Source organism: Streptomyces macrolidinus, assembly GCF_023887685.1.
In the GTDB taxonomy this organism is placed as follows: domain Bacteria; phylum Actinomycetota; class Actinomycetes; order Streptomycetales; family Streptomycetaceae; genus Streptomyces; species Streptomyces macrolidinus.
This window is the reverse complement of record NZ_JAMWMR010000060.1, coordinates 1-9,588: the sequence shown is the minus strand read 5'-3', so window position 1 is coordinate 9,588 and position 9,588 is coordinate 1. Positions and strand designations below refer to the sequence as shown.

At 67.1% G+C, this 9,588-nt stretch carries 10 protein-coding genes; 2 read left to right on the top strand and 8 right to left on the bottom strand.

Annotation, left to right across the window (positions count from 1 at the left end; translation table 11 throughout):
• Positions 1 to 94: 94 nt before the first annotated feature.
• The 3 genes from NGF19_RS29930 to NGF19_RS31070 all read right to left on the bottom strand — a co-directional run bounded on the left by NGF19_RS29930 (position 95) and on the right by NGF19_RS31070 (position 2,914).
• Positions 95 to 778, bottom strand: a complete 684-nt coding sequence (locus NGF19_RS29930) for an FMN-binding negative transcriptional regulator (RefSeq protein ID WP_252429031.1) — start codon at positions 776 to 778, stop codon at positions 95 to 97.
• Between the two features lie 138 nt (positions 779 to 916).
• Positions 917 to 1,576 carry a thiaminase II/PqqC family protein gene (locus NGF19_RS29925; protein ID WP_252429029.1) on the bottom strand — a complete coding sequence of 220 codons (660 nt, stop codon included), beginning with the start codon at positions 1,574 to 1,576 and terminating at the stop codon, positions 917 to 919.
• Positions 1,577 to 1,663: 87 nt separating this feature from the next.
• The gene (locus NGF19_RS31070; RefSeq protein ID WP_252429027.1) at positions 1,664 to 2,914 is read right to left on the bottom strand and encodes a cytochrome P450; all 1,251 of its coding nucleotides are present in this window, start codon (positions 2,912 to 2,914) and stop codon (positions 1,664 to 1,666) included.
• Positions 2,915 to 3,220: 306 nt separating this feature from the next.
• Between NGF19_RS31070 and NGF19_RS29915 the strand changes: the two genes are divergently transcribed.
• Entirely contained in the window at positions 3,221 to 3,994 is a 774-nt protein-coding gene (locus NGF19_RS29915) for a thioesterase II family protein (RefSeq protein WP_252429025.1), read from the top strand.
• 365 nt (positions 3,995 to 4,359) lie between these two features.
• Here the strand turns inward: NGF19_RS29915 and NGF19_RS29910 are convergent, their stop codons facing one another.
• From NGF19_RS29910 to NGF19_RS29890, 5 genes are all read right to left on the bottom strand, one after another.
• On the bottom strand, positions 4,360 to 4,896 hold the full coding sequence (locus NGF19_RS29910) for a hypothetical protein (RefSeq protein WP_252429023.1): 537 nt from the start codon (positions 4,894 to 4,896) through the stop codon (positions 4,360 to 4,362).
• A 1,113-nt stretch (positions 4,897 to 6,009) separates the two neighbouring features.
• The gene (locus tag NGF19_RS29905; RefSeq protein WP_252429021.1) at positions 6,010 to 6,723 is read right to left on the bottom strand and encodes an alpha/beta fold hydrolase; all 714 of its coding nucleotides are present in this window, start codon (positions 6,721 to 6,723) and stop codon (positions 6,010 to 6,012) included.
• A gap of 194 nt (positions 6,724 to 6,917) precedes the next feature.
• Positions 6,918 to 7,718: a helix-turn-helix domain-containing protein gene (locus tag NGF19_RS29900; protein ID WP_252429019.1), complete on the bottom strand. Its 801-nt coding sequence runs from the start codon at positions 7,716 to 7,718 to the stop codon at positions 6,918 to 6,920.
• 149 nt (positions 7,719 to 7,867) lie between these two features.
• Positions 7,868 to 8,059: an alpha/beta fold hydrolase gene (locus NGF19_RS29895; protein WP_252429017.1), complete on the bottom strand. Its 192-nt coding sequence runs from the start codon at positions 8,057 to 8,059 to the stop codon at positions 7,868 to 7,870.
• Between the two features lie 234 nt (positions 8,060 to 8,293).
• Positions 8,294 to 8,848, bottom strand: a complete 555-nt coding sequence (locus NGF19_RS29890; RefSeq protein ID WP_252429015.1) for a PucR family transcriptional regulator — start codon at positions 8,846 to 8,848, stop codon at positions 8,294 to 8,296.
• A gap of 137 nt (positions 8,849 to 8,985) precedes the next feature.
• Here NGF19_RS29890 and NGF19_RS29885 point away from each other — a divergent pair.
• On the top strand, positions 8,986 to 9,588 hold a 603-nt coding region (locus NGF19_RS29885), incomplete at its 3' end, for a hypothetical protein (RefSeq protein WP_252429013.1).

Sequence of the window (9,588 nt, the reverse complement as noted above, 5' to 3'; positions counted from 1 at the left end):
CGTGCTCCGGTCCGCGCGCGGAATGGTGTCGGGCTCCGGCCGGGTGTGCTTCATCAGCTGCCGCAGAGCGGCGCGCAGGCCGCTGGAGTTCGCTTCAGTCGGCATGGGGAGGCGCCTTCTCCTCGGTCGGTTGTGTCGCAGGGCGATGCCTGCACATCTCCGTGGCGAGAGCTCGGTGGGTACCGACGCCGCTGCCGTGGAACCAGGACTCGACCTTGTCGCGCAGCTCGGCGGGCTGGTCCTGGGAGAGCTTGAAGATGCTGTCCACCGCCTCCACTTCGAACTCGAATGCGCCCACGCCGGGCACGATCCGCTCAAAGTAGGGGATGGAGTCCGTCATGTCCCACCCTTGGCCGAAGCGGCCTTCGAGGGCGGTCACGGTCCGCTTCACGACCTTCAGCGCGGGTTCGCCCGGGCCGAGGAGCCGGATCCTGCCGCGGACGTGCACGGCGGAAAAGTTCCAGGTGGGTGCGGCCGGCACGACGTCGTACACGGTCGGCGAGATGTAGCCGTGCGAGCCCTGGAAGACCACGAGTGCCCGGTCTCCGTCGGCGAGCGCAGTGTACTGCGGGTTCATCACATCGAGGTGGCTGTACATCGTCACACCGACGAGGTCGGTCAGCCCGGTGAGGTCGTCGTCCGAGGCGAACACCACGGGGATGTGCGAGGCCACCGGCACGCCGTCCCGGGTCGTCACGAAGCAGGCCAGGGGGTTCGCCTGGATCAGATCGACGACGGGCCCGACCTCGTGCACGGCGAAGTCACGGGGTACGTGCATGTGGATTCCTCATTCCGGGCAGTCGATCGCAGCCGCGCCACACAGCGGCGCTCGCAGGACGGCGTCCGGCGAGCAACCGCATCAATTGAAATGTGAAAGGAAATTGATGGCCGGCCAGAAGTCGAGGGCCGAAGCCGCTCACGCGGTCGTCTCGACGAGGCTGTTCCAGAACAGCAGGTCGTACGTGCGCATGTAACGGGCGTACCGCCGCGCGGTGCCAGGAGTCCAGCCCTCGGAAAGGCGCTGGTCCAGTATGGCGATGCCCTGCGCTTCGAGCTGCGGGTTGGGCGTGCTGAGGCCGTCCAGGAACGCGCAGGCCTGGTCGTCCAGGCCGTGGTGCTTGCGCAGGGCGCCGGCGAGGGTGGCGAAGTACCCGCACCACCCGGGGAAGTTGGCCAGCAGCGCGGCGACGACGTCGGCGGGGTCGGCGTTGAGCGAGAGCCAGGCGGTGTAGGCGGGATAGGCCTGGCACAGCGGCATCGGCTCGTACGTGCGGCGGGCGTCCTCGTCCACGCCGAGTGCCGCGGACAACACGGCGAGCCCGGGCAGACCCATTGCTTCACCGAGCGCCAGCCCCATGAAGAACTGCCGGGTGTCCGGTGCGGTGGACCGTCCGGCGAGGGAGAGGTAGCTTCCCCAGTCGCTGGTGAAGATCAGGTGTTCCTCGTTTGCGTACCTGTGCAGGGTCTCCTGGGACGCACCCCCAGCGGCGACCAGTTCGACGAAGGTGTTCTCCCCCGCGACGGGCGCCAGTTCACTGCGCATCTCGGCGAGTATCTGCCGGGCCGAATCGGCCATGATCGATCTTCCCCCGTTGTGAAGTGAGACGTTCGGACGAGCGCATGGCTCGAAGAGGTCAGGCCTCCGGAAGGGTCGGTCCTTCGGTCATGCCCTCACGGCGCCGGCCCCGGGCCGGACGGGCAGGGAGGTCATGCCGCGCACCACCCGAGTGGGGCGGCGTTCCGCCCCGTCGGCGAGATGCAGGTCAGGGAACTTGCGGAGCAGCACCCGCAGGGTGGCCGCGGCCTCGATCCGCGCCAGACCCGCCCCGACGCAGAGGTGGATGCCGTCACCGAACGTCAGGTGTTCGCGGCTGTTCTTCCTGTGGAGATCGAATTCCTGAGCGTTGTCCCCGAACACCTTCGGGTCGCGGTTGGCTCCGCCGACGACCACGAACACGGGCGAGTCCGCGGGGATGTCGACGCCGGCGATCGTCACCGGCTCGGTGGTGACCCGCAGCAGGTACTGCACCGGGGCGTCCCAGCGCAGCACCTCTTCGACGGCATTGGGGATCAGCTCCGGGGAGTCGATGAGCTGCTGCCGGAGGTCGGGGTCGCTCAGCACGGTGAGGATGCAGTTGCCGATCAGATTCACCGTGGTCTCGAAGCCGGCGCCGAGCAGGACGCCGCAGGTGGCGACCATGTCGTGCCACGAGAGCGGCTCGCCCTCGGGCTCCGCCTGCACCATGAAGGTCACCAGGTCGTTGCCCGGTTCACGCTTGCGCAGCTCGATCAGGTCGCCGAAGAATTCCTGCATCTCGATGAGCATCTGGCGGAAGGTCTTCAGGTCGCCCATGGTGCGGATACCGTCGACCGAGGTGCCGATGATGCCGCCCCACCGACGGAACAGCTCGAAATCCTCTTCGCCGATGCCGAAGAACGCCGAGATCACCCGGATCGGGACGCGGACGGCGAGGTCGTTCACGGCGTCCCACTCGCCCTGGGCCGCCAAGTCGTCGAGCAGCTCCTCGAGCATGGTCTCGATGGTCGCGGTGCGCTCCCGGATCGCGCGGGGTGAGAACCACGGCGCGACCATGCGCCTCAGCCGGGTGTGGTCCGGGGGGTCCATGGAGAGGAAGGAGTCGTCCATCGGGACGATGAGACGCTCGCCGTTGTCGTCGTAGACCGTGGTGTCGATCGGCTTCGCCTTCGCGATCGCGAAGGAGCCGAACCGGCTGCTGTCTCGGAGAATCGCGGAGGCTAACTCGTGGTCGCACGTAGCGAAAGCGCCGATGTTTCCGCGCACCAGGACGCCCTTTTCCCTGATGCTCTCGTAGACCGAATAAGGGTCCTTGTCGGGATGTCTCGCAATCAGCTGGGCGACCGGATCCCCCGACATCATGAGAATCCGAAGCACGATGCGCGACATTAACATTTTGGATGTCGACGTTGCCATTTCCCGCTTCGCCATAGCCGCATCCTGACACCCGCATGACACGCCGTCAAGTGAGTAAGATCACAGTTGCTGCCTGATCATCTCCCGCTTACACTCAGGCGAGTGCTCGAAATCGATTCCGCACCTACTTCCCGGCGCGATCGATAAAAACGCCTTCACAACTTCCCCTCACCCGTCGCTTGATGAAACGATCAGTGCGTACCCGTATGCAGTAACTGGGTTTTCCGTAACCACGGGTCCGGTGCAGCGAGAGGCGAGGAGAGCTTTATGACCCAGAACCCGAGCCGATCCCAGTTGTGGATCCGCACTTTCCACCCGGCGCCCGGCGCCGCCACCCGGCTCGTCTGCCTCCCGCACGCCGGCGGTTCGGCGAGCTTCTACTTCCCCGCGTCGCGGGCGCTCAGCCCCGCCATCGAGGTGCTGGCCGTGCAGTACCCAGGTCGGCAGGACCGGCGTATCGAGCGCTGTCTCGAAACTATTACGGAGCTGGCCGACGCGATAACCGAGGAACTACTGCCGCTCACCGACAAGTCGCTCGCGCTATTCGGACACAGCATGGGAGCAACGATCGCCTTTGAAGTCGCGCAGCGACTGGAGGACCACGGCATAAAGCTTTCGGCCATTTTCCTCAGCGGTCGGCGCGCTCCCTCCATCGACCGCCCGGAGAATCTTCACCTGCTCGACGACCGGGCGCTCCTCGAAGCGCTGAAGGAAATCGGCGGAACCGACGCCGCAATCCTCGAGGACGAGGAATTGATGCGGATGTCGATCGGGGCCATTCGCGGCGATTACAAGGCGATCTCAAGCTATCGCTGGCAGCGCAGGCCGCCGCTCCGCACGCCTATCCACGTCCATGTCGGCGACACCGATCCACAGGTGAGCCGGACCGAGGCACAGGCCTGGGCGCAGCACACCACCGGCGAGTTCAGCCTCAGCACGTATTCGGGCGGCCATTTCTATATCAACGAGCACGCGCCCCGGCTCCTTGGAGCCATCTCGGGCCGTCTGGCCGATTCCGTGGAAGGCGGCCCGGCTCTATAGGTACCGGAAGTCGGTGGCGCCGATGCCGGGCCAACATCGACCAGCCCATCGCACAGCTCGGTCACGAGCTGGAGGTTGGCGGGAAGACCAGCTCGATCTGGTTGTTCGTCGCCCGTGCTCGCCCACTCGGGTGCCCGTGTGAGGAGAGTGGTCCAGCACCACGTACGGCTTCTCCCCGAACCGGTGGGCTCGCAGGATCTTAAGCGGGCAAGGGTCTCGCGCCATCACTTCTGTGTTGGAGCGAGCCCGAGTTCGCCGCCCTGCGCCTTCGCGCTCAACGGCAGCCACGCCGAGCGGGACGCCGCCATCAACGCCTACATCCGTCGACACCATTCCACGGCCCCGTAGAGAGCGCGCCACCGACGTCAGGACAGGTCGGCGGCGTGCTCCCGCAGGAAGGCTCCGGCATGAGCGGCGGCCTCTTCCTTCGTCGCATACCAGATGTCCTCCTCCGCGCCGCCGCGCGTTTTGTCCGCGCCTTCGGCCGCCCAAGTCCAACCGCCGGACGACGGGTCCTGCACCAGCTCGGCCACGCCGCCGAACAGTTTGAGCGTGGCGCCCGTCGGCGCCTCCGCGGTCGCGGGGCGGGTGACCGCGTCGGGCCACTTCTTACGCGCACCTTGCCGGGTGATGCCCCAGACGGCACCCATCTGCTCGTAGCTCGCACCGTAGGAGCCGGCCGTTGCCGCCGCTACCGCTGTGAGTCGCTTGACCTCCGCGTCCACCACCTTCCAGGCAGCGAGGACGGACAGAGTCACGTCAACCGGATCCGCCGCCCACATGCGAGCCTCGGGCAGCCCCGACTCACGGGAGCGAATGGCCGAGGCGAGCGGGTTGAGGGCGTCGTAGAGGGCCTTCTCCAGCTCGGTCCGCTCTTCCTGGGTAATCTCAGTCGAAGTCACGTGACAACTATAGTTCCCACGCCGAAACTCGTCAACCTTAGTTTCCCAAAGGGGCCACTGCCCGGGAGGACGGGGGCGCGTCCGGTGGTCTTTCGAGCTCGCCTTCGGCGGCGCCGGGCGGGCGGTTGAGCGAGGGGTGGTCCAGCTGCCAAGCGGAGTGGCAGGGGGGCGGGACCACTGTCCGGGAGTCCTGGTCCCGGGCCTGCTGATGGGTACATCCGGGTGGTCCGGGCGTGATCGCGCTGGAGTACTCGGCGAGCCAGCCGGTCGCTCGCCGGTCGCCCCGCCGGGAGAAGACGGCGATCTCCATTGGCTCCGTTGGAGTTCGCGGTCACACCCTCCTGCCCGAGCGTCAACTCGCCCGGGGCCACCCGTTCGCTCAGCAGAAGCTGAACGGAAAATCGGGCTCAGCCGGCCAGGCGGCAGCGTCCATTTCGCGGAGCGGAACGGGCATCGTGGTCGGCGGTGAGTTTCAGGCTGCGGGTGCGAGGGTGACCTGGTGGCCGAGTGCCTGGAGCTGTCGGACGAGGTCGCGGGTCTTGCGGACGGTGTTGAAATGGCGCTGCTGCCAGTCGGCGCCGAGGTCTTGAAGCGGTCCGAGACGGCATCATCACGGTCAACCCCGCCCGTGTCACCGGGTGGCAGAGGCTCTACAAGCAGGACCGCCGCCGGCACAGCCCTCTCCGCCCACCTCAGCGTCCTGCGCGCCCCACGCTCCCTGCCGAGCCCGCTCGTGGCCACCCGCTGACGCGGTCAAGCGCGCTGGTCCCCAACTGGTCCCCAAGAATGATCAAAGGGCCGTGTCGGATACCTCCGATACAGCCCCTGACCTGCGACTCTTACGAGTCGGGACGACAGGATTTGAACCTGCGACCCCTTGACCCCCAGCAATGCGGTCGATCATGGTTTGAAGACTTGTACCGGCGAATGCCGGTACCGCGACGAGCGCGAACCCCATACCGGTGAGCCACTGCACCGACGCACCTGCCAGGACAATGACGCACCACAGCAGAGCGTCGGCGCGGCAACGTCCTCGGCGCCGGGCGTGGCCTGAAAGACCTGGTTGGCCATGGCAGCCCGGTACCCCCGCGCACAGCACGGTGTACCGGCCGGTCAACTCGTCGCTCGTACCGCGTCCCTGATCAGGTCGGCGACCTGTGTGGGCTCGGACAGGGCGACGGCGTGGGAGGCGTCCGGGATTTCGACGACGACGGCTCCGGCCCGCTCGGCGCCGAAACGCTGGACCTCAGGGTTGATCGTGCGGTCAGCCCCGGCCACCAGGGCCCAGGATGGCTTGGTCCGCCACGCCGCCGTGGACGCCGTCTCGGTGAACGCGGCGGTTGCGAGTGGGCGTTGGGTCGCTGCCAGGACTCTGGCCACGTCCTTGGTCACGTCCGCCGCGAAGACGGCGGGGAAGGCCGCCTCGTCGATGGTGACCTCGACCACGAAGTCGCCGTCGAGGAGCGGGTACGTCCGCTCCTTCAGGTTGCTCTTCACCGGGGAGTCGGGGAAGCGCCCCAGCAGCTGGCCGAGGCTCTCGCCCTCATGGAGTACGCAGGCGGCCACGTAGACGAGTCCGACGACGTTCTCCGCTTCGCCGACCATGGTGATCAGAGCACCGCCGTAGGAGTGACCGACGAGTACGGCCGGGCCGTCGATCTGCGAGACGACGGAAGCAAGGTAAGCGGCATCCGAGGCGAGGCCTCGCAGGGGGTTCGGCGGAGCGATCACCGGGATGCCGCGGCTCCGCAGTTCCGAGATGACGCCTATCCAGCCTGTCGCGTCGGCGAAGGCACCGTGCACAAGGACAACGGTGGGGGTGGTCATGGGAGTTCTCTTCTCGGTGTCAGGCCACGTGTGAGGCGTCGCGTCGTATTCCGATGGCCGACGTCATGGCGGTCAGGGCGCGGCCCAGAATTCAGCCAGGAGATCAGCGCGCCTGATCGCCCACGGTAGAGCCGGAGGAACGGCACCTCTTGCACACCTGCGCATCCGCGCTGCCATGACAGTGCACGTGCATCTCATCGCATTCGCTTGTCCTGGGCGTCGGTGGCGGTGGGAGCGAAGGCCGAGATCGCCAGCGACTGCCATTGGCTGGGAGTCATGCCGTACGCGCCCCGGAACGTACGGCTGAAGTGCGAGGGGCTGCTGAAGCCCCAGCGGTGTGCCACCGCGGCCATGGTGAATCTCCGATTGGACCGGCCCAACTCGATCCGGCAGGACTCGAGCCTGCGTTGCCGCACCCATTGGCTCACCGTGCTGCCGTCGTTCTGGAAGAGCTTGTGCAGGTATCGGACGGAGATGTGGTGGGCGCGTGCGATCGATTGCGGTGAAAGGTCCGGGTCCATCAGATGTTCTTCGATGAAGGCGCGGATCCGGGACAACAGCTCGTTGCCGACCCCGGTCGCGTCGGCGGCCTCGTCCGCCGTGTCCGCTTCGAGGAGCTCCATGACCAGGACGGAGAGAAGGTGAACGGCCGTCCGGGCGCGCCGGTCCCCGATCGTGGACTGGCGGAACTCCGCCTTGGCGGCAAGTGCGGACAGGAAGTCCGACACCAGCGCCCCGAAGCCCTCACTGCCACGGATGGGCACACCGAGCACCCGGTTCATTTCCGACTCCGTGACTCCCAGATAGCAGCGAGGTATCCGGAAGAAGATCATCTGGCAGTCGTCGCCGAAGTGCAGCAGGTGCCGTCGGGCCGGATCACAGAAGACCAGATCGTTCGGCTCCAGGAAGGTCTTGGCCTCCTCACGGGCGATCGTGACCTGCCCACGGACATGCACGCCGAGGTAGAGGTGGTTTCCGTCCCTCCTACCCGGCATCTCGGAACGTACCTGAACCAGCCACTCCGAGTGGGAGGAGGCCGAAAGGGGATCGGGTGCGTACCGACTCACCCGTTCAACCACAGGGGACATCAGTGATGGGGGCATGGGGACTCCAAGCTGTACGGTTCGTGCAGGTGGGGGCCGGGTTACGCCCAGGGCTCGGGTTCCTTGGCCAGGAACTTCTCCACCACGGCGTTGAAGGCCGTCGGGTTCTCGAGAAAGGGGAAGTGCGAGCTCGCCGCGTCGGAGGCGAAGACGTGCAGGCCCGCATCGGGGATCTGCTCGGCGACGAAGCGGGGGCGGAACATCGCCCGCGTCTGGCCCCAGCCATGAAGCATCACCAGGGAACGCCCTCGCCGCCGGTGTCTCGGTACGCGATCCGTGTCCCGTCCGTCGTGATCAGTTCCTTCATGACCTCTTCCCTGGTCACGGGCGGGCCTTCGCGCCCACCGCGTCCCGAACATCTTCGAATGCGGCGCACCGCCACCACCACCGCGTGCTGTAGGAATCGGGCGGGGGATCCTTCTCGCCTTGTCGAAGCGGTGGGAGTCCGCCGCGAGAGCGGGCCATGGTCAAGCGGCCACGTCGTCGCTCACGGTGAGGAGTTCCACGATCCTGAGCCCGAGTTGCAGAGTGAGCCGGTGAGCGCCGTCGTCGAGGTCGAGTCCGGTGATCTCCTGGATCTGGCGCAGGCGGTAGTAGAGCGACGTGCGATGAAGTCGCAGCGCGTCCGCGGTCCTGGAAATCGATCCGGCGTGTTCGAGGAAGCAGCGCAGGGTGTCCCGCAGCCGGTCGCCGCCATGGACCTCGGTCAGGGTACGAAGCGGCTTGGGAACCAGGGACGCGTTCAGGGCGTGCTCGGGGAGTTGGAGCAATACGGTGAGTTCTCCGAGCAGGTCCCAGTCGCCGATGCTCTTCAAGGAGGGCACTCGGCGCGCCGCGCGGGCCGCCACGAGCGCCTGCTCGTACGACGTCCAGGCGTCGTACGAGCTCGGGTGCCGCACGCCGACGCCGATCACGGGGGCTGCCGAAGAGTCCAGGAAGGTGTGGAGTTCAGCAAGGATGCGGGCGGACCGGGCAATGACCTCGTCCGGGCCGGGGGGCCGGTCGCGGAGCTGGAGCAGCACCGCCCACTCCTGGTCGATCGCGACGAGGCCCTGGGCCGAACGCGTCTCCTGAATCCTTCCAACGCCCCCCACAGGGCAGCCTCGGACTGCCGCACGAGCTCCGTCCCGCGGCTCAGCTGGACGAGGGTGATCAGGACGTGCTCCGCCTCCCCGAGCAGCCCGAGTTCCATGGCACGCCGACGTGCGACGGTGCGTGTGGCGACGTTGGTGTCGACGAGTTCCAGCACCAGGTTCCGCTCGTCGGTCTTCCGGGTGTCGGCGGCGATGTGTTCTCCGTACATCTGGGCAGCCATGACGTCGGCGGCCCGCGCGATGGCATCCGTCTCCGGTTCCCCGAGCGCCTTCTCGGGCACGACCACGATGAGCAGCCCGAGGAGACGCCCGCGCTCGCGCAGCGGCACTATGTAACGGAGCAGCAGTCCGAGATCGTCACGGCCGTCGATGAATCCGGGCCCGGACCACTGGGTCACACCCTGAGCGAGGATGTAGCGGATGGTCGCGTCGTCGGCACGGCCTTGCAACGGGGTGCCGATGCGTACCGGGTCCTCGTCGCCGAAGTGGCGACTCGTGCCGACCATGCGGACCAGCGAATCGTCGACCACGACGGACCGGCCCAGCTTCTCCGCGAGTTCGTCGACAAGCGCCTGAAGGTCCGGGCCGCCAGGGCGGGCTCGCTGGAGCCTTGCGGTCATGCGTTAGAGGGCGAGGGCCGTGTCCAGGTATGGCACCGCTTCGGACTT

Coding starts and splice junctions, on each gene's coding strand:
- NGF19_RS29930 (WP_252429031.1), bottom strand. CDS start 778: ATGCACGTACCCCGTGACTTCGCCGTGCACGAGGTCGGGCCCGTCGTC.
- NGF19_RS29925 (WP_252429029.1), bottom strand. CDS start 1,576: ATGGCCGATTCGGCCCGGCAGATACTCGCCGAGATGCGCAGTGAACTG.
- NGF19_RS29915 (WP_252429025.1), top strand. CDS start 3,221: ATGACCCAGAACCCGAGCCGATCCCAGTTGTGGATCCGCACTTTCCAC.
- NGF19_RS29905 (WP_252429021.1), bottom strand. CDS start 6,723: ATGACCACCCCCACCGTTGTCCTTGTGCACGGTGCCTTCGCCGACGCG.
- NGF19_RS29900 (WP_252429019.1), bottom strand. CDS start 7,718: ATGCCGGGTAGGAGGGACGGAAACCACCTCTACCTCGGCGTGCATGTC.
- NGF19_RS29895 (WP_252429017.1), bottom strand. CDS start 8,059: ATGCTTCATGGCTGGGGCCAGACGCGGGCGATGTTCCGCCCCCGCTTC.